Raw genomic sequence first — 18,910 nt, forward strand, 5'->3', positions numbered from 1 at the left:
CAGTGAGCATCGCGTTCATAGACCTACAGGCCCAGCGCCGCCGCCTTGGCGACAGCGTGGACCGTGCCATCGCCAAGGTGCTCGACCACGGCCACTACATCATGGGGCCGGAGGTTGCCCAGTTCGAGACGGCCTTGGGCGATTTCTGCGGCGCCCGTCATGTGATCGGCTGTGGCAACGGCACCGATGCCCTGCATCTGGTTCTGCTGGCCGAAGGAATCGGCCCCGGCGACGCGGTGTTTGTTCCTGCCTTCACCTTCGTCGCCACTGCCGAGATGGCTCCGCTGGTCGGCGCGACCCCGGTGTTCGTCGATGTCGACGAGACGAGCTTCAACATCGATCCGGCTTCGCTGGAGGTCGCGATCCGCACCGCTCGGGACGCGGGCCTGACGCCCCGGATGGTGATCGCGGTCGATCTGTTCGGCCAACCCGCCGATTACGCTGCAATCTCCCGCATTGCCGATAGCCACGGCCTGACCGTCGTTGCCGATGCCGCCCAGGCGTTCGGGGCCTCGCTGGGCGCGGCCAAGGTCGGCACCCTGGCCAAATACACCACCACCAGCTTTTTCCCGGCCAAACCGCTCGGCTGCTACGGCGATGGCGGCGCGGTATTCACCGACGACGACAGTGCCGCGACCCTGCTGCGCTCGCTGCGGATTCACGGCAAGGGCACCGACAAGTACGACAATGTCCGGATCGGTCTCAACAGCCGCCTCGACACCCTTCAGGCGGCGATCCTGCTGGAGAAACTGGCGATTTTCGCGGACGAGATCGTGGCCCGCAACCGCGTCGCCGACCGCTATGCCCAGGGGCTGGGCGATGTGGTGGCGGTGCCCAAGGTGGCGGACGGAGCCGTCTCGACCTGGGCGCAATACACGATCCGCCATGCCGACCGCGACGGGCTGGCGGCGCGGCTGAAGGAAGAGGGGGTGCCGAGCGCGGTCTATTACCCGATCCCGATGCACCGTCAGACCGGCTATCACGCTTATCCGGTCGCGGGCGCCAGCCTGCCGGTGTCCGACCGCCTGTCGCGCGAGGTCATCAGCCTGCCGATGCATCCCTATCTCGATCCCGCCACCCAGGACCGGATCATCGAGGCGGTGCGCTCCAGCCTGTAGCGATCAAAGGCGGGGTGGTCGGTCGGGACCGTCCGCCTCCGCCTGCCTTATTCCATCGTCAGTCCGGTCCCGTGGCGGTCCAGCCACGCCTGCAACATCAGCACATCCCATAGCAGATACTGCCAATTCCGCTTGCCGCTGAGATGCTCGGCCCAGCAGGCCCGTATCGGAGCCGGGTCGAGTAGGCCCTGGGCGGCAAGGCGCTTCTCATCCAGCAGCGCTTCGGCCCACGGCCGCAATTTGCCGCGCAGCCAAGTATCGAGCGGAATGGCAAAGCCCATCTTGGGGCGGTCGATCAAGCCGTGGGGGACATGGCGGTACAGCACCTGACGCAGCAGCCATTTGCCGTGGCCGTGGCGGACCCGCAGATGCGCGGGCAGCCGCCAGGAGAATTCGACAACGCGGTGGTCGAGCAGCGGCACCCGTGATTCCAGCGACACCGCCATGCTGGCACGATCGACCTTGCACAGGATGTCGTCGGGCAGATAGGTCAGGGTGTCGAGATACTGCATCCGGTCAAGCTGCGCGGGCAGGGCGGCGGCAAGTGCCGGGTCCCACAACAGCCCGTCCTTCGGCTCGGTCCCGCCCCGCACCAGTGCGGCCGGGTCGGTCCAATGGCTGACCAGACGGCGATAGAGGCTGTCGGCATCCTCGGTCAGCACGCCCGCCAGCTTATGCAACTTGTCGCCCGGCTGGGGCGGCCACTGGCCGGGGAGGCGGGCGAACAGCCGATCCCAGGTCTGTTGTGACAATCGGGTCAGGCCCCAGGCGGAGAGGCGGCGGGCCGACATCGGCACCCGGCCAAGGCGATGGCCCCATTTGGCGGCCTGGAGATGGCGATTATAGCCCGCGAACAGCTCGTCGCCGCCATCGCCCGACAGGGCGACGGTGACATGCTCGCGCGTCAGCTTCGACACCATGTAGGTTGGAATCTGCGACGAATCCGCGAACGGTTCGTCATAGAAATCAGGCAGGGACGGGATAACGTCCAGACCGGCATCGGCCGACAGGACCAGTTCGCAATGGTCGGTGCCGAGATGGCGGGCCACCGCCTTGGCGTGGTCGGCTTCGTTATAGCCCGGCTCGTCAAAGCCGATGGTGAAGGTGCGGACCGGGCGGGTGCTGCCCGCCTGCATCAAGGCCACCACCGCCGACGAATCGATCCCGCCGGAGAGGAACGCGCCGACCGGCACATCCGACAGCATGTGACCAGCGACCGAATCGGACAGCAACTCTTCCAACTGGTCGATTGCCTCGGCATCCGAGCAAAGCAGCGGATTGTTCCGTCCCGCCGTGACCGCGTCGTCCAGGCTCCAGAAGCGTTCGGTCCGCACTGTCCCGCCGCGGGACAGGGTCACCATCCGCCCCGGCTCCAGCTTCGAGATGCCTTGATAGATGCTCTGTGGGGCCGGAACGTAATTATGGCGCAGGAACGAGGTCACCGCGTCGCGGTTAAGGCGCGGTTGCCAGCCGTGATGCGCCCGCAACGCCCCCAATTGCGATCCGAACAGCACCACCCGGCCGGCGATCCCCCAATACAGCGGCTTGATGCCGAGCCGGTCGCGGGCCAGCACCAAGTCTTGGCGGGAACGGTCCCACAAGGCCAGGGCAAACATGCCGCGAATCCGCTCCAGCATGCCACGCACACCCCAGACGGCGGCCCCTTCGATAATCACTTCAGTGTCGGAATGGCCGCGAAAGTTGCGTCCGGCGCGCTCCAACTCGGATTTCAGCGCGGGCGCGTTATAGATTTCGCCGTTATAGGACACGACGAAGCGGCCGCAGGACGAGATCATCGGCTGGTGCCCGGCCTCGCTGAGGTCAAGGATCGCCAGCCGCCGATGCGCCAGGGCGATCCCGGCCTCGGCATCGACCCACACTCCCGACCCATCGGGACCGCGCGCGATCATGGTGTCGGCCATCCGCCGGGCGATGGCGGTCAACGTCTCGGCCCCCGTGGCCCGGTCAAGGTCGATGAAGCCAGTCAGGCCGCACATGAGACGAACTCCGAAGAGGGCGGCATCGGCTGGTGCCGATCCCAAAAGGCGGCACAACCTCTAACACGCTTTCGAGCAAATGTTTAGCTGGGGCGGGGATTGGTGGGGGCATTCGGAGCCGCGGCTAGCCCCAAATGGAAACCCCCCAGAACCGTTAGGTTCCGGGGGGTTAAATGGTGCCCAGGGGCGGAATCGAACCACCGACACTGCGATTTTCAGTCGCATGCTCTACCAACTGAGCTACCTGGGCAGGTCGTGCTCCGTGAAGAGGAGGCGCTTATAGATGATGATTTGGGGGTCGGTCAAGCCCCTCTCGTCGAAAAAACGTCATCTTGTGCATTTTCTTCGGACGTCTCGTCGGTTTCGACCCGATAGACCCCGCCCAGCCAGCGATGCAGGTCGACATCGGCGCAACGCTTCGAGCAGAACGGGCGCAGGGCGGGCGCGGCCGGAGCGCCGCAAATCGGGCAGGCGGGGGCGGACGGGGCTTCGGTCATCCGGGTATCTCCTCGATCGAACTATCCTCACGGGCCCGGCCAGAATCGGCGCGGACGGGCAGGGGGCGGCACAGGCGCGCCTCGGCCTCGGCCAGGGCCTCCGGACGTCGGGCCAGGGCCGTTGCCACCTCGGGGGCGACAACCAGCCTCAGTGGCCGTCCTGGGCGGCAGGCGGCCTCGGACAGGGCCAGACGCAACGCGGCCAAGGCCGCCGTCTCGGCTGTCGGCAGGGTCGGGCGCTCGCACAGGACCTCGGCCAAAGCAAGGCCGCGTCGTTCGCGGGTCAGTTCGACCAGCCCCAGCCGCGACACCCCAAAAATCTGGGTCGGTACCGGGTCGGCCGCAACCGCCTCTTTCAGCGCGTCGGCGAGACGGTGGGGCGCACCGCGCCGGACCGAGACGAAATCGATCACCACCTGCCCGCCGATCCCGCGCAGGCGCAAATGGCGGGCGATCGCGGTGACCGCCTTGCGGTTGGCTTCGTCGGCGCGGCCTCGGCCTGAATCGATGTCGATCGCGGTCAACGCCGCCGTGCTCTCGATCGTCATCCGCCCGCCGCCCGCCAGAGGCACCTCGGCGGCCAGAGCGGATTCAATCTCTTCCTCGACGCGGTAAAGGCCAAACAGCGGTCCGTCGCGATAGGGCTCGGCCAGGGTCGGTGCCAGCGCCTTGGCCTCGGCCAGGGCGGCGGGATCGTCCACCCGCACCCGGCGGATTTCGGGATGGGCCCCTAATAGCCGTTTGAGCGTCGCTGGGCGCGATAACAGCGCTGGGGGCTTAGTTCCTGCCGGAACGGCGAGATCGCCCGCCAGCGGCGTCAGCAGCGGCCCTTTGCCCGCGCGGGCCTCGGCCCGGACCTCGACTGCGACCGCCGCCCCCTCGGACAGGCCCAGCGCCGCCGCACCGGGCAGGAAGCCGGGGCGGTCGCCGGTGCCGATCTCGACAAAGGCGGCGTTCAGGGCGCGGTCAAGGGCGACGACGCGGCCGAGAAAGCGTGATCCAAAGTGAAGAGTGGGGCGGTCGATCACCAGTTCGGTGAGACGGCCCCGGGTCAGCAGGGCAAAGCGGCTTTCGCCCGGTCCCCACGACCAGAGAATTTCGTCGATGCCAAGCGGCGTCGCGCCCGGGTCAGTCACGCCACCCCAGGCCGTCGAGCAACGAGCCGGTTTCAAACAGGGGCAGGCCGACGACGTTGGAATAAGAGCCGGAGAGGGCGCGGACGAAACGCGCGGCGCGGCCCTGGATCGCATAGCCACCCGCCTTGCCGTGCCATTCCCCGCTGGCGAGGTAGGACTCGATCTCGGCCGGGAGCAGGCGCTTGAAGGTGACGGTGGTGGTGACCAGCCGCCGTCCGATCCGCCCATCGGGGCCGATCAGGCACAGCCCACCCAACACCCGATGGCGTCGGCCCGACAGCAGCGCAAGGCATTTGCGGGCGGTGGACTCGTCCTCGGCTTTGGGGAGCGCGCGGCGGCCGCAGGCGACCACCGTGTCGGCGGCAAGGACGAAGTTGCCGGGGTGGCGCTCGGCCACCGCACGGGCTTTCTGCTCGGCAAGCCGCCCGGCCAAGACCTGGGGCAGCTCGTCGCGCAACGGAGTTTCGTCAATGTCGGCGGGGTCGATCCGGCCGGGGGCGATGCCGATCTGGTGCAGCAAATCGACCCGTCTGGGCGATGCCGAGGCCAGGACCAGCGCCGGGCGTCCGGCCGTCTCGATCATATCGATGCTACTTATAACGGAAGGTGATGCGGCCCTTGGTCAAGTCGTAGGGCGTCATTTCCACGTTGACCCGGTCGCCCGCAAGGACACGGATCCGGTTCTTGCGCATCTTTCCGGACGTGTGAGCAAGGATTTCATGTTCGTTGTCGAGCTTAACCCTGAACATGGCGTTGGGCAAAAGCTCCGACACCGTGCCTGAAAACTCGATTACATCCTCTTTCGCCATCTGGCCTCCATCCGGGTTCCCTGCTGCGCGGGAAGATAAGTGAGCGCTCGGTGCTGTTTGGTCAAGCGTTTTCACGTTATGTGAGGGTGTTTACTCGCGCGCCAGCCCCGGAAGGGGGAAGCGTTTGAGGATGCGCCGCTGTAATTCGTCACGAACAGCGCGGTAGGATTCAAGGCGAACCTCGCGGCTGGCTTCGATCAAAGACGGGTCGAAGGTCGGCCAATATTCAACTTCACAGGCATTGGCCCGCGTGAGGTCTACCGCCTTGTGCTGGGCTTCGGGCGACAGCGAGATCACCACGTCGAAGCTGCTATCTTCCAGTGTCGCGAAATCGCGTGGGCAATGGCGCGACAAATCGATGCCGATCTCGTCCATCACCTGAACCATCAGCGGATCGGTCTCGCCGGCGCGGACGCCGACCGACTGGACATAAAGCCGGGTGCCGTGCAGCCGCTTCATGATTCCTTCGGCCATCGGCGAGCGCAGGGCGTTTAAGGTACAGCAGAACAGCACGGCGGAGGGCAGCGGCGCGGACTCCACCCCTTATCCCCGCACATGAAGGATGCAGATCAGGGTAAACAGCCGCCGCGCCGTCGCGAAATCAAGCGCGATCCGCCCTTTGAGACGCTGGAGCAGCAAGGTTGCCCCCTCGTCATGGAGGGCGCGGCGGCCCTGGTCGATCGCCTCGATCTTCGAGGGCGGTGCGGTGCGGATCGCGGCGTAATAGCTTTCGCACACCAGGAAATAATCCTTCACCAGCGACTGGAACGCCGTCAGCGGCAGGCCCACTTCGGTCAGCGGGGCGTCGGTCCCGTTGCGGATGTCGAAAATCAGCCGGTTGTCTTCCAGCCGCAGCCGCAGCAGATAGGGACCGGCAAAGTCCCCCTCTGGTGCGAAGCTGTTTTCCTCGATCAGGTCATAGATCGCGACGGCGCGTTCGTGCTCGACCTCGGCCGAACGGCGGACCAGGGTTTTGTCGTCCAGGCGGATGTCGATCAACCGCTGGCGGTCTGGCATTACTCCGTCCCGATATTGAGCCTGATTCCAACTGACAATCCGTGTGCCCCCAGCCCTTCGGCCTCGGCCAGCCGCACCGCCGCCGGGCCGATCGCCCGCAGCGAAGCGGCGTCACAGCCCAAGAGGGTGGTCCGCTTCATGAAGTCGAGCACGCCCAGGCCCGACGAGAACCGCGCCGAGCGCGCCGTCGGCAACACATGGTTCGGCCCGCCGACATAATCGCCCACCGCTTCCGGGGTGTAGCGGCCCAGGAAGATCGCCCCGGCATTGCGCACCCGCGCCGCCAAGGCTTCCGGCTCGGCCACCGCGAGTTCAAGATGCTCGGGCGCAATCCGGTCGATCAGCGGCAGCGAATCGGCCAGGGTCGGCACCACGATCACCGCGCCATGACGGTCCCAACTGTCCCGCGCGATGGCGGCGCGCGACAGGGTTTTCAGATGCGAGTCCACCGCCTGGGCGACGCGGCGGCCGAAGTCGGCATCGTCGGTGATCAGGATGCTCTGGGCGGCGGTGTCGTGCTCGGCCTGACTGAGCAGATCGGCGGCGATCCAGCCGGGATCGTTGCCGTTATCGGCGACGACCAGAATCTCCGACGGCCCGGCGATCATGTCGATGCCGACCGTGCCGAACACCCGCCGCTTGGCGGCGGCGACATAGGCGTTGCCCGGTCCCACGATCTTATCGACCGGGCGGATGGTGGCGGTGCCATAGGCCAGCGCGCCAACCGCCTGGGCTCCGCCGACGCGGTAAATCTCGTCGATCCCGGCGATGCGGGCAGCGGCCAGAACCAGCGGGTTCAGCCGTCCCCCCGGCGAGGGCACCACCATCACCAGCCGCTCGACCCCGGCCGCCTTGGCCGGAATCGCGTTCATCAACACCGAGGAGGGATAGGCGGCGGTGCCGCCCGGCACGTACAGACCAGCAGCCTGGACCGCGGTCCAGCGCAGGCCGAGCCGTACCCCGGCCTCGTCAACGAAGTGATCGTCGCTCGGCACCTGACGGTGGTGGAAGGCGCGGATGCGGGCGGCGGCCAGTTCCAGCGCCGCCAGCAGATCGGGGTCGCAACTGGCGCAGGCGGCATCGACTTCATCGGAGCCGATCGCCAGACCAGCGGCGTTCAGTTCCAGCCGGTCGAACCGGGCGGTGTATTCGATCAGGGCGGCATCGCCACGACGGCGGACGTCGGCCAGGATCGCGGCGACCTGGGCATCGACGTCCTCGTCCGTCTCGCGCTTCATGTCGAGCAGAGCGGCGAACGCGGCTTCGAAATCCGGATCGGTGGAGGCAAGAGTCCGCATCAGGCTTGGGCTCCCCGGGCGCGGCGGAAGGATTCGATCCAGCCGGACATTTCATCCGGTCGGGTCTTCAGCGCGGCGCGATTGACGATCAAACGGCTGGTGACCTGGGCGATCACTTCGACTTCCTTCAGCCCGTTGGCTTTCAGCGTCGCGCCCGACGATACCAGATCGACGATCCGCGAACACAGGCCCAGGGTGGGGGCCAGTTCCATCGCGCCGTTCAGCTTGACGCATTCGGCCTGGACGCCGCGCCGGGCGAAATGGCGACGGGTGATTTCGGGATATTTGGTGGCGATGCGGACATGGCTCCAGCGGCCGGGATCGTCGGTCGCGGCGATATCGTCCGGCTCGGCCACCGACAGGCGGCAGCCACCGATGCCCAGATCGAGCGGGGCGTAAATTTCAGGATAAGAAAATTCCATCAGCACATCGTTCCCGGCAATTCCCAGGTGCGCCGCGCCGAACGCGACAAAGGTCGCGACGTCGAACGAACGCACCCTGATGATATCGATGTGGGGATGGTTGGTGGTAAAGCGCAACAGCCGGGAATGGGGATCGTCGAACGCGGCTTCGGGTTCGATCCCGGCGGCGCGGACCAGAGGCATCGCCTCGTCGAGAATCCTGCCTTTGGGCAGGGCGATCACCAATTTGTCTTGCTGGAGCACGATACGTCTTCCGAAAATTCGATCCTGGCGGGGCTCGATTTCTACAAGGTTTCGGCGGGCGGTGCTACCTTATGATGCGTTTTGTTCCGCTGCTCTGGCGTCGGGCCAGAGGCTCGGCTACACTCCGCCGCTTCCTGGAACGGCCAAAGAGCAGGGGGGATATGACCACGATCGACCAAGCCAGCGCGCCGGTCTGGGCGCCGCCTTATGCCGAGGCCGCCGCCCGCCCGCTCTGTACCGATTGCGGGGTGTCGCGTTCCGCCGATCCCCGCGCCTGTTCCCGCGCCTGTCAGTTCATCCATCCCGACCATGCCGGGCTTGAAGCCCGCATCCACGGCCGCACCCGCGATCCGTCCCGTCCTGACGAGCTGCATTTCGGCCCGTTCCGCAAGATGTGGCAGGCGGCGCTGAAGAAGCCTAAGCCGGGGGCGCAATGGACCGGGATCACCACCCGGCTGGCCGAGCGGCTGCTGGAAAGCGGCAAGGTCGATGCGGTGCTGACGATGGTGGCCGACCCCAAGGATTCGTGGCGGCCGATGCCGGTGTTGGTGACCAAGCCCGAAGGGATGGCCTCGTGCCGGGGGATGCGGATGGGCTATGCCCCGCTGCTGGCCGGGCTGGAACCGGCGCGGCAACAGGGCTATCGCCGTCTCGCCGTGATCGGGGTGCCCTGTCAGATCCATCCGCTGCGGGTGCTGGAGCCGGAATTGGGCTTCGAGCGGCTGTACGTGATCGGCATTCCCTGTTCTGACAACACCACCACCGAGAGGTTCCACGACTTCCTGGCGCTGCTGACCGATCGCCCCGACCGCGTCACCTATCTCGAATTCCGCGCCGATTATCATGTCGAGATGCGTTTCAGCGACGGCCCGAACAAGGAAATCCCGTTCCTGAAGCTGCCGATCTCGAGGCTGCCGTCCGATTTCTTCCCGCTGACCTGTCGCACCTGCGTCGATTACGTCAATTCACTAGCCGATCTGACCGTCGGCTACATGGCGGGGCGGGGCGAGCAATGGCTGCTTGTCCGCAATCAGACCGGCGAGGAAATCTTGTCGCTGCTGGGCGACGAGGTCCGCCTGACCGAACCCACCAGCGCCGGAAAGCGGAACGGCTCGGTCGCGGGCTTCATCAAGAACACCGAACGCGCGGCGGGCGGTCTGCCGATGCGGGGGATGCCGGATTGGGCGCGCCCGATCGTCGCCTGGCTGATGCCGAAGGTCGGTCCCCGTGGGCTGGAACTCGCCCGCGCCCGGCTGGAGATGAAAGCGGCGGAATCGGTGATCCACCTGCGCCTTCAGCAGCCCAAGCGCATGGCGGCGATGATCCCCGCCCATGTCTGGACCCTGGTCGAGCCCTATGGCTTGACCCCCGCCGAGGGAGAGCGCGGCGGGGCGTAAGGCTTCGCGGTTCAAGATTTGGGGGCTGTCCGCCCCCAATCCCCCGATCGGGAGGCTTGCCTCCCGAACCCTCCGGTCGTGTCTCAGTTGGGCCGGAAGGGGAAGGTCGGGTTTTGAACATGTGACGGAGTAAAGGATATGACAGCATATCCATGAGCTTCGGCAAAATCCGGCTCAATACCCGTCATTACAGCAGGACCGAGAAGGGCGAATCTTGCGCTCTCCTTAAAGTTTCGCCATTGCTATAAGGTAGTTAATGAAGGCTGAGCAAGTAATTAGCATAAACTGCGCATCTTCATGCGTTAACGACTCTTCCTCAAGCAAAGCGTGCCGTATTCCGTCAGCGTCGCTTGTGTAGCCATATAACTTATTGAATGCATCTTTTTGAGCCGAGTGCAATTGAAAGCCATCCCTCTCCATTTGTTTGAGAGCTAAGCCAAGGCTTGCGTTGGCGTTCCCCGTGATGATACAGCATGCCGCTTCAACGGCACTGATGGCCTCTTTGATCGAATTCCGGTAATCTGGATCTGCGCGCCTAGCCAAATGGCCTAAAGATGATCTGATATGGATGGCTACTGGTTCAAATCGCCCCGTGGCGGACTGAGCAGAATCTACTGCATCTAGTTCAATTTCAGATGTAATTTTTAAAAATTTACAGCCAATCATTCTGAATCCGGATAGTTCCGATTCGAGTATGATATTGCATTTATTTTCAAATGCATCTTTTCTTCTTAGATCAGAAATCAAATCGTCAACACAGAACTCAACAAAATCATACACATCGTGCCATGGTGAATCGTAAAACCAGTTCCTAATTATATTTCTTGGATCGTTTTTTGAAGCTCCACCCCAAAAAACCCCAATAGTATCCGTTGGATATTTAAAATATGAACCCCAGATAATTCTAACAATATTTCTCATCGATGGTGATTGTCTTAGGTCTATATAATTATCATATAAAATTTCTCTAGTAAGTAAGTTCCAGAGTCTATTTCGAAGAGCGCTGTCCATGTCATTCAATTGAATGAATTCTTTGGCTGGTCGGAAGCCGTACCTTTCAGCAAACCTCATTTTTCCACAACCTGTCCAGCAACGAATTATGCAAGAGTGCGTGCGGGCGTCTTTGGTGTCAATCCTGATAGGTGTCCTCGGCTCATAAACCTCTACCCACTCCAGCCCCTCCAAGACAACGCGCTGAATTAGGGCAAAATCCGCTATTGAGAAGCGATGCCGATTTGTTGAACGGCAATGATGAGCGCATACCTGAATTTCAAACTATGACATTCCCGAACCCTCCATTTTCTTGATATTACAAAAATTAGGAGGTTTGGAGGCTTTTGCCTCCAAATGGGTCCGGGCGATAGCCCGGTCGCGTAGCGGAAGGCCCCCCCTATCCCTTCACCGCGACCCAGAGTGTCACCGGCAAGGCGGTTCTCCAGGTATCGAAGCGGCCGAGCGGCTCGGCCTGGGCGACCGATAGGCGGGTCAGGCTGCCGCCGAAGCGGTCGCGCCAGGACACCAGGGCGGTTTCGGTCTGGACCGTGACCGCGTTGGCGACGAGGCGGCCGCCCGGTTTCAGCGCCTCCCAGCAGGTTTCGACGACACCTTCGACGGTGAGGCCGCCGCCGATGAACACCGCGTCGGGCGACTCAAGGCCGGCGAGCGCGGCGGGGGCGCGACCGGCGACGATCCGCAGGCTCGGCACGCCCAGGGCGGCGGCGTTGGCGGCAATCGTCTGCTGCCGCTCGGGGTCGGATTCGATTGCGATGGCGCGGCAGGCGGGGTGGGTGCGCATCCATTCGATCCCGATCGAGCCGCTGCCGCCGCCGACATCCCACAGCAACTCGCCGGGCAGCGGAGCAAGCCGGGCCAGGGTGACGGCGCGGATGTCGCGCTTGGTCAATTGGCCGTCGGTGGCATAGGCCTCGTCGGGCAGACCGGCCAGCCGCGACCACACTGTTGCGTCGGGGGCGGCGCGGCACTCGATCGCGATCAGGTTCAGGTCGGCGGCGGGCTGGTCGCCCCAGGCGGCGGCGCTGGTTTCGATCCGGCGCTCACGCGGGCCGCCCAGATGCTCGAACACGACGAAGCGGCTGTCGCCAAAGCCTCGCCGGGTCAGCAGCGCCGCCAGGGTAGCGGGGCTGGTGCCGTCGGCCGACAGAACCAGGATTTTGGCGCCGGGGACGAGGTGGGGATGCAGCAACTCGACGGGGCGGCCGGTGACGCTGACCAGGGTGACGTCCTGGAGCGGCCAGCCGAGCCGGGCCGCCGCCAGCGACGGCGAGGAGGGGGCGGACAACACCCGCATTTCGGTGGGATCAATCCGCCGGGCGAGCGAGGCCCCGATCCCGTACAGCATCGGATCGCCGCTGGCCAACACGCAGACATTTTGGCCGCGCTGCGACAGCACCAGATCAATTGCGGTGTCGAACGGGCTGGGCCAATCCACCCGGTTCTGTCCCGGCTGGAGGGCGACAAGGTCGAGGTGACGCCGTCCGCCGATCAGCAGGGAGGCCGAGGCGATGGCGGCGCGTGCCGCCTCTCCCAGCCCGGCCGGGCCGTCTTCTCCCAATCCCACTATCGTCAGCCATGCGGGCATCGTGTCGGCCTTTCCTCGTTCCGCGTTTGCCGGGCGGTGATACGCCATGCCCCCCGGTGGCGGCAAGCGGCGCAGACTGTATCTTTCATCGGCCCCCTCGTTTGGTGTATGAGTGCGCCACCGCCAGGGCTCCTTGGGGCCAAAAAGGGAACAAACAGCGCCTTTTGTTAAAGTCCAGGAGCATGATGGTCGACTATACCCGCGACGCCCAAGACATCTATCGTCAGTCCTTCGCCATTATCCGGGCTGAAGCCGATCTGTCTCGTATTCCCGCCGATCTGGAAAAGCTGGCGGTTCGCGTCGCTCATTCCTGCGGGATGCCCGACATCGTTGACGATCTGCGCTTTTCCGAAGGGGCCGGTGCCTCCGGTCGCGCCGCTCTGCTGGCTGGCGCGCCGATCCTGTGCGATTGCAAGATGGTGGCCGAGGGGATCACCCGCGCCCGTCTGCCCGCCAATAACGACGTGATCTGTACCTTGAACGATCCCAAGGTTCCCGAACTGGCCAAGGCAATGGGCACCACCCGGTCGGCGGCGGCGCTGGAATTGTGGCGGCCCCGTCTGGGCGGCGCGATCGTCGCGGTCGGCAACGCGCCGACGGCGTTGTTCCACCTGTTGGAAATGATCGACGAAGGCGCGCCCAAGCCGGCGCTGATCCTGGGCATTCCCGTCGGCTATGTCGGTGCGGCCGAATCCAAGGATGCGCTGGCCGAAAACAGCCGGGGCGTTCCGTTCGTGGTGGTGCGCGGCCGTCGTGGCGGCAGCGCGATGGTGGCGGCGGCAATCAACGCGCTGGCCTCGGAGCAAGAATAATGTCGGAGGCAAAGGGACGTCTGTTCGGTCTGGGGGTTGGTCCCGGCGATCCTGAACTGATCACGTTAAAGGCGCTGCGGCGTCTGCGCGAATCTCAGGTGGTGGCCTATCCGGCGGCGAAGGGCCGCAAGGGCAATGCGTTGACGATCGTCGAGGCCCATCTCGACCCGTCGCAGATTCTGTTGCCGATGATCTATCCGGTGACTACCGAGAAAATGCCGCCGCCGTTCAATTACGAAACGGCGATGCGGGCGTTTTATGACGAATCCGCCGAAGAGGTTGCGGCCCATCTCGATGCCGGGCGCGACGTTGCCGCGATCTGCGAGGGCGACCCGTTCTTCTACGGCTCGTTCATGTATCTGCACGACCGTCTGGCCCACCGCTACGAGACCGAAGTGGTGCCGGGGGTCTGTTCGATGCTGGCCTGCGCCTCGGTGCTGGGCGCGCCGTTGGTTTATCGCAACCAGACCCTGACCGTGCTGTCCGGGGTGCTGCCCGAAGAAGAGCTGAAGCGCCGCCTGGGCGATACCGAGGCCGCCGCGATCATGAAGCTGGGCACCAACTTCACCAAGGCGCGCAAGGTGGTGACCGAGCTTGGCTTGCTCGACCGCGCCCTCTATGTCGAGCGGGCAACGATGGAAAATCAGCGGATAGAACCTCTGGCGGGTGTCGACCCCGATACGGTACCCTATTTCGCGATGATCCTGGTTCCCGGTCCTCGGTGGGAGGCGTAATGGAGTCGGTGCTGGCCCCAGCCATTCTTTGTCTTGGTCCGGAAGGGCTGGAAACCGCCCGACGCATTCGGGCCGGTTGCCCCGATGCGGCGATTCGCGGTCTGGCCGGGCCGGTCGAAGACGCGGAGATCCGCCACGATTCGATCGAGGCCGCGTTGCGCGATCTCTATCGCCGCGATGTGCCGATCATCGCGCTCTGCGCTGCCGGAACGGTGATCCGCGCGCTGGGGCCGCTGCTGGGCGACGGGCTGGCCGAACCGCCGGTGCTGGCGGTGGCCGAGGATGGTAGCGCGGTGGTGCCGCTGCTGGGCTTGCGCCGGGGTGCGGTCGCGTTGTCGCGGATCGTCGGTGCCTCGCTGGGCACCGTGCCTGCCTTCACGTCGCCCGAAGAGGACGAGGTGCAGTGCCGCCCGTCCGCACCGCGTCAGCGCGGGCGGCTGGCGGTGATCGGTCTGGGGCCGGGCACCAGCGGGCTGATGGCCCCCGAAGTGCGCGAGGAATTGCGCCGCGCCCGCCACATCATCGGCTATGAAACCTATGTTCGGATGGCCGGGCCGTTCCGCCCGGATCAGATCATCCATGCCTCGGACAATCGGGTCGAAATGGACCGCGCCCGTCATGCGTTTGCCTTGGCCGCCGGGGGCGAGGATGTCGTGGTGGTGTCGTCGGGCGATCCCGGCATTTTCGCGATGGCGAGTGCGGTGCTGGAAGCGCTGCATCTGTCGGACGAGCCATCCTGGCACAGCGATGTCGAACTGGTGATCCTGCCCGGCATTTCCGCTGCCCAGGCGGCGGCGGCGCGGGCCGGAGCGCCGCTGGGACACGATTTCTGCACGATCTCGCTGTCGGACAATCTGAAGCCGTGGCCGGTGATCCTTGACCGGCTGGACCATGCCGCGACCGCCGATCTGGTGCTGGCGCTCTATAACCCGATCTCGGTCGCCCGGCCATGGCAGTTGGGCGAGGCGCTGGATTTGCTGCGTCGTCACCGTGCCGATGCGACCCCGGTGGTGCTGGGCCGCGATGTCGGCCGCCCCGGCGAGCGGATTTCCGTTGTCACCCTGGGCGAGCTTCGCCCCGATATGGTCGATATGCGGACGGTGGTGATCGTCGGGTCCTCGACCACCCGCTCGTTCCCCCGCCATGGCGGCGGGTCATGGGTCTATACCCCGCGCTGGTACGGGGTCAGCCCGGACTGATCGCGATCGGGTTTCCCCATATGAATTAACCGTCGGCTCCACAAGGAGCCGACGGTTAATGCGTGCCGTGAGTGTTACACCCGCCAGACCAGGATCGAAATCGGATAGCGCATCCGTACCTCGCCCGTGTCGTCGCACCGGGCGGCGAAGCCATGGCGGTCCGACCCTTCTCTGGCATCGGCGGTCAGACGCTCGCGGATCATCTGGGCCGCGTCGGCCTCGCACGCCGAGGCGGCAAGCTGATCCTCCAGCCCGACCTCAAGCTCATAGCTGGCCCCGTCAAGCCGGGTCAGGCCAAGGTCGCAGCCCATCCGCATCAGCGTGGCGCGGGGCAGGGCATGGGTATGGGACGGATCACGCAGCCGCTCGATCTCGTCAAACCCGGTGGCCGATGCCTCGTCCGGGGTGGCGTCGATCACCATCACCCGGCCGCCCGGACGGCATACCCGCGCCATCTCGGCCAGCACCTGTTCGGGCCGGGCGAAATGATGGACGGCATAGCGGCACAGCACTAGATCGAACCGATCCTCGGGCCAGGGCAGCGCGGCGACATTGCCGGTATGCCAGCCGAGATTGCTCAGTCCCTTTTCGGCCTGACGCGCCTGGGCCGAGGCGATCATCGCCGGGGTCAGGTCGATTCCATCGACGTGGCGGGCGGTTGCCGCCGCCGCACAGGCGACCAGACCGGGACCACAGGCGACATCAAGAACGTGATCCTCGCCCGACAGCCCGGCACAGCGAAACGCCAGCGCCATGGCTTCGGCGTCGGAGTGAATCGGCAAGGCGGCAAAGGCGGCCGATTGGCGGGTAAACTGATCGATCGTGGTGGCGATGTGCGATGGGTCTTGCTGGGTCATCTCTGGATCCTCGTTCCGATCCACCAGGGATAACACTCTTCCGACTTGGCCGGTTAACCGCCAAGGGCCAAAATAACGCTCTCAGCGGCCAAGGCGCGAAAGGCGGGATCGGATGGAGACTCTGGGGGCAGAGGCAACGCGGCGGCGGATCGCCGACAATCGGCTGGATGGGTCGGACGCGGTGGCGTTTGCCTTCGTCGACGCGGCCCGCCACGTCGCTTATGACTGGCATGCCCACACCGGCCACCAGCTTCTTTACGCGGTACGCGGGGTGGTCCATCTGGAGACGAGCGAGCGGCGCTTTTTGCTGCCGCCCCAGCGCGCGGCGTGGATTCCAGCGGGACTGAGCCACCGCACCGCGATTGATGACGTCGAGTCCTGTTCGGTCTTTTTCCGCGCCGACCTCCCCGAATGTCCGGAGGGAGTGGGGTTACGGATTCTGGCGGCATCGCCGTTGATGCGGGAAATGATCGGCTTTGCGACCCGGTGGCCGCCGGGCACGCCATCCGATCCGCTGGCCGAGTCGTATTTCCGCACCCTTGCCCTGCTGTGCCGCGACTGGACCGAGGCGGAAATGCCGTTTCATCTTCCGGTCGCGCGCAGCCCGGCCCTGGCGCGGGCGATGGATTATGCCCAATTCCATCTGGCCAAGGCCGATATCGCCGGGGCGGCGGATGCGGCGGCCCTGTCGGTGCGGACGCTGCGCCGCCGCTTCGCCGACGAGGTGGGGATGAGCTGGAAAGACTATCTCCACCACAGCCGGTTGCTGGGGGCGATGGCGCGGCTGGGCGATCCCGCGATCTCGATCGCCGAAGTGGCGGAAGACGTGGGGTTCGCCAGCCTCAGCGCCTTTTCCAAGGCCTTTGCCCAGATCGCCGGGGAAAGCCCTGGCCGCTATCGCCGCCGGTTATGCCAAGCTGCACGGATCGGACCGGATCGCCAGCAAAATTTGCCCGTCGAATCCCTGTCTGGATAGCATACAGGGCTTGGCATCCGCAAGGTCTCTCATGCATTGATGAGGCGTGGAAGACTAATGACATAAGCGAAAAGGCCGCTAACCCAGAGGATTAACGGCCTGCCGTGTCAGTAAGAAAGACGTGTTGCAACTCCTTTCTTACCGCAAGGCATGTTGTAGTGTCAACGGAAAACCATGTGTTTTCCGAACGGGTCGGCTTGTCCTTTTTTATACTGTCGTGATCCACGCCCTCCGCTGGAGGGGCGATGAGTGTTTGCGAGATTCCAAGCGGCCGAGCAAAGCGCGCCGCAAACTTTCGATTGATCTCAGAGCGGGGAGAGACATTCCCGCAGGTGGTTGACCGATATCGGGCTGAGGGGCGGGAGTTCCCCTCCATCAGCGAAATCAGGACATTGGTGGTCCGCGCCGGGCGGTGCCTGACCTACTTCGATGAGGAAACCGGAGAAGAGAAGAAGCTCAATTCCACCCACATACATTTGTGGGACGTGCTGCTCTCGTTCACGAACTTGCGCGATTGGGTCGCCGGTCAGCCCGTGGCGTGGCCGAGCAACCAGTTGATCGGCTCAATGCTGGGGATCGACCCGAGCTACGTTCCTCGGTTGCTGCGCGCCCTGGAAGCGGTCGGAGCCTGCATCCGGGAATACACACATCGTAACCGCCGCCATGGCGCGGGCGGGATCGACATGGCCCCGACCTTCTTTCTGCTGGCGGACCTGCGGTCCCACCTCGACGCGATTCATCAGGATCTGGACGATTACCGGGCCACTCTCGACGCCCGGAAGGTCTGCGAAGACGCGGTTGGTGACGCGGATAAAAATCCAGGTCAGGGTGAACTATTTTCCACCCCAGTATACAAGAACGAGGACTCTCCATCTCGGAGAGATTGTACGACCGTCGCCCCGTTTGTGGATAAGGACGGAGAAGAAAATACGGAGGGCGGCTGGTCGCCGCCCGAAACAATGCATATCGGTCGCTCTGCGCCCGACTCGGCGTCGCTGCGCGACATTTGCTCTTCAGTGGGGTGGCGCAAGGATTGGGCCAACCTGTCCCATCCCGCGATCGTCGAGCACCTGTCGAAATATTCCAGCGCCTTCCGCTGGACCTTGCGGAAACACTTCGGGGTCGATCACCCGGCCAAGGCCACGCATGGGCAAATTCTCGACCTGATCGGGCACCTCAAGGACAAGCGCTTCGCCGACCTGCGGCCCAGCCTGTGGAAATGGGCCGTCGCCAACCATGGCATCAACGCCGCCCTGGCCCTGCTGTTGGCGCTGGAGCGTGACGGCATCCATGACCGGACCAAATACCTCGCGGGCATCCTGAAAAAGAGCCCCGGCGACCGGACGATGAATCCGGCCGAGGGTCTGGCCCGCGCCTTCCACGAAACCGCCGACCGCGCCAAGCGCGAAGGAAGGTTCAATTGAAGACGATCGCTCTGCTTTCCCTCGTCCTCGCGCACGGCATTTTTTCCGGCCTCGTTTGGGCGGATTCACCCGGCGTCGGTCGGGTTCAGTGGGTGATCGATGGCGACACCGTCCAGATCAGCCATGCCGGAGCCCCCGAGGGTGAGCCGGTGCGGGCGCGGCACTTCGATACTCCCGAGAAAGGGCCAAAGGCCCACTGCGAAGCCGAGCGGGTCAAAGCCCGTCAGGCAACCGCGCTCGCCCGCTCGCTGCTGCCGCGCGGAAGCCGCGTGGGTTTGGCCGATTTCGGTCGGGACCGCTATGGCCGCTTGCTGGCGAGAGTGACCCTCGCCGACGGCCGCGACCTTGCCGCCCAAATGATCGAGGCGGGGCTTG

20 protein-coding genes and 1 tRNA gene are annotated in these 18,910 nt (G+C 64.7%); 8 read left to right on the forward strand and 13 right to left on the reverse strand.

The annotated features are described in order from the left end of the window. The first annotated feature begins 2 nt into the window (after positions 1–2). Positions 3–1,118, forward strand: a complete 1,116-nt coding sequence (locus tag K678_RS09365) for a DegT/DnrJ/EryC1/StrS family aminotransferase (protein WP_021132219.1) — start codon at positions 3–5, stop codon at positions 1,116–1,118. Positions 1,119–1,165: 47 nt separating this feature from the next. Here the strand turns inward: K678_RS09365 and asnB are convergent, their stop codons facing one another. The 10 genes from asnB to hisG all read right to left on the reverse strand — a co-directional run bounded on the left by asnB (position 1,166) and on the right by hisG (position 8,537). Further along, a complete protein-coding gene (gene asnB / locus K678_RS09370; RefSeq protein ID WP_021132220.1) occupies positions 1,166–3,115 on the reverse strand; it encodes an asparagine synthase (glutamine-hydrolyzing) in 1,950 nt (649 codons plus the stop codon). Between the two features lie 174 nt (positions 3,116–3,289). Further along, positions 3,290–3,365, reverse strand: a tRNA-Phe gene (locus K678_RS09375). 52 nt (positions 3,366–3,417) lie between these two features. Beyond that, the gene (locus tag K678_RS09380) at positions 3,418–3,612 is read right to left on the reverse strand and encodes a DNA gyrase inhibitor YacG (RefSeq protein ID WP_021132221.1); all 195 of its coding nucleotides are present in this window, start codon (positions 3,610–3,612) and stop codon (positions 3,418–3,420) included. Further along, the gene (locus K678_RS09385; RefSeq protein WP_021132222.1) at positions 3,609–4,748 is read right to left on the reverse strand and encodes a ribonuclease E/G; all 1,140 of its coding nucleotides are present in this window, start codon (positions 4,746–4,748) and stop codon (positions 3,609–3,611) included. The genes K678_RS09380 and K678_RS09385 overlap by 4 nt, the downstream gene beginning before the upstream one ends. Then, complete coding sequence (locus tag K678_RS09390) at positions 4,741–5,331, reverse strand: Maf family protein (protein ID WP_021132223.1); 591 nt, start codon at positions 5,329–5,331, stop codon at positions 4,741–4,743. Before K678_RS09390 ends, K678_RS09385 begins: the two co-directional genes overlap by 8 nt. Before the next feature lie 7 nt (positions 5,332–5,338). Then, positions 5,339–5,557, reverse strand: coding sequence for a translation initiation factor IF-1 (gene infA, locus K678_RS09395; RefSeq protein WP_002726865.1), 219 nt, complete (start codon positions 5,555–5,557; stop codon positions 5,339–5,341). Positions 5,558–5,647: 90 nt separating this feature from the next. Beyond that, positions 5,648–6,097, reverse strand: coding sequence for an arsenate reductase ArsC (locus tag K678_RS09400; protein WP_021132224.1), 450 nt, complete (start codon positions 6,095–6,097; stop codon positions 5,648–5,650). 3 nt (positions 6,098–6,100) lie between these two features. Then, complete coding sequence (locus K678_RS09405; protein ID WP_021132225.1) at positions 6,101–6,574, reverse strand: UPF0262 family protein; 474 nt, start codon at positions 6,572–6,574, stop codon at positions 6,101–6,103. Next, positions 6,574–7,875, reverse strand: coding sequence for a histidinol dehydrogenase (hisD, locus tag K678_RS09410; protein WP_155804512.1), 1,302 nt, complete (start codon positions 7,873–7,875; stop codon positions 6,574–6,576). The genes K678_RS09405 and hisD overlap by 1 nt, the downstream gene beginning before the upstream one ends. Beyond that, entirely contained in the window at positions 7,872–8,537 is a 666-nt protein-coding gene (gene hisG, locus K678_RS09415; protein ID WP_021132227.1) for an ATP phosphoribosyltransferase, read from the reverse strand. Before hisG ends, hisD begins: the two co-directional genes overlap by 4 nt. 161 nt (positions 8,538–8,698) lie before the next feature. On the opposite strand from hisG, the gene K678_RS09420 reads away from it, so the two are divergent. Beyond that, positions 8,699–9,934 (forward strand): Coenzyme F420 hydrogenase/dehydrogenase, beta subunit C-terminal domain, encoded by a 1,236-nt coding sequence (locus tag K678_RS09420; RefSeq protein WP_021132228.1) that lies wholly within the window; start codon positions 8,699–8,701, stop codon positions 9,932–9,934. A gap of 225 nt (positions 9,935–10,159) precedes the next feature. On the opposite strand, the gene K678_RS18630 is transcribed toward K678_RS09420, so the two are convergent. Together K678_RS18630 and K678_RS09430 are read right to left on the reverse strand one after the other, a co-directional pair. Beyond that, on the reverse strand, positions 10,160–11,005 hold the full coding sequence (locus K678_RS18630; RefSeq protein ID WP_039852653.1) for an AbiJ-NTD4 domain-containing protein: 846 nt from the start codon (positions 11,003–11,005) through the stop codon (positions 10,160–10,162). Positions 11,006–11,324: 319 nt separating this feature from the next. Continuing rightward, entirely contained in the window at positions 11,325–12,533 is a 1,209-nt protein-coding gene (locus K678_RS09430) for a bifunctional cobalt-precorrin-7 (C(5))-methyltransferase/cobalt-precorrin-6B (C(15))-methyltransferase (RefSeq protein WP_021132229.1), read from the reverse strand. A gap of 185 nt (positions 12,534–12,718) precedes the next feature. Here K678_RS09430 and K678_RS09435 point away from each other — a divergent pair, with 185 nt between their 5' ends. Genes K678_RS09435 through cobJ form a run of 3 tightly spaced genes read left to right on the forward strand, consistent with a single transcriptional unit; the run spans position 12,719 to position 15,278 of the window. Beyond that, entirely contained in the window at positions 12,719–13,345 is a 627-nt protein-coding gene (locus K678_RS09435; protein WP_021132230.1) for a precorrin-8X methylmutase, read from the forward strand. After that, positions 13,345–14,079, forward strand: a complete 735-nt coding sequence (locus K678_RS09440) for a precorrin-2 C(20)-methyltransferase (RefSeq protein WP_021132231.1) — start codon at positions 13,345–13,347, stop codon at positions 14,077–14,079. Before K678_RS09435 ends, K678_RS09440 begins: the two co-directional genes overlap by 1 nt. Continuing rightward, a complete protein-coding gene (cobJ, locus tag K678_RS19505; protein WP_021132232.1) occupies positions 14,079–15,278 on the forward strand; it encodes a precorrin-3B C(17)-methyltransferase in 1,200 nt (399 codons plus the stop codon). The genes K678_RS09440 and cobJ overlap by 1 nt, the downstream gene beginning before the upstream one ends. Positions 15,279–15,352: 74 nt before the next feature. Here the strand turns inward: cobJ and K678_RS09450 are convergent, their stop codons facing one another. Next, positions 15,353–16,135 (reverse strand): class I SAM-dependent methyltransferase, encoded by a 783-nt coding sequence (locus K678_RS09450; protein WP_021132233.1) that lies wholly within the window; start codon positions 16,133–16,135, stop codon positions 15,353–15,355. A gap of 112 nt (positions 16,136–16,247) precedes the next feature. Here K678_RS09450 and K678_RS09455 point away from each other — a divergent pair, with 112 nt between their 5' ends. The 3 genes from K678_RS09455 to K678_RS17710 form a co-directional block, all read left to right on the forward strand. Then, positions 16,248–17,111: an AraC family transcriptional regulator gene (locus K678_RS09455; RefSeq protein ID WP_021132234.1), complete on the forward strand. Its 864-nt coding sequence runs from the start codon at positions 16,248–16,250 to the stop codon at positions 17,109–17,111. Positions 17,112–17,443: 332 nt separating this feature from the next. Continuing rightward, on the forward strand, positions 17,444–18,535 hold the full coding sequence (locus tag K678_RS09460) for a helix-turn-helix domain-containing protein (protein WP_196802562.1): 1,092 nt from the start codon (positions 17,444–17,446) through the stop codon (positions 18,533–18,535). Then, positions 18,532–18,910, forward strand: a 379-nt coding sequence (locus K678_RS17710; protein WP_021132236.1) for a thermonuclease family protein, incomplete at its 3' end; no start/stop codon positions are given. The genes K678_RS09460 and K678_RS17710, both read left to right, overlap by 4 nt.

Source organism: Magnetospirillum fulvum MGU-K5, assembly GCF_000442515.1.
Lineage (GTDB): Bacteria > Pseudomonadota > Alphaproteobacteria > Rhodospirillales > Magnetospirillaceae > Phaeospirillum > Phaeospirillum fulvum_B.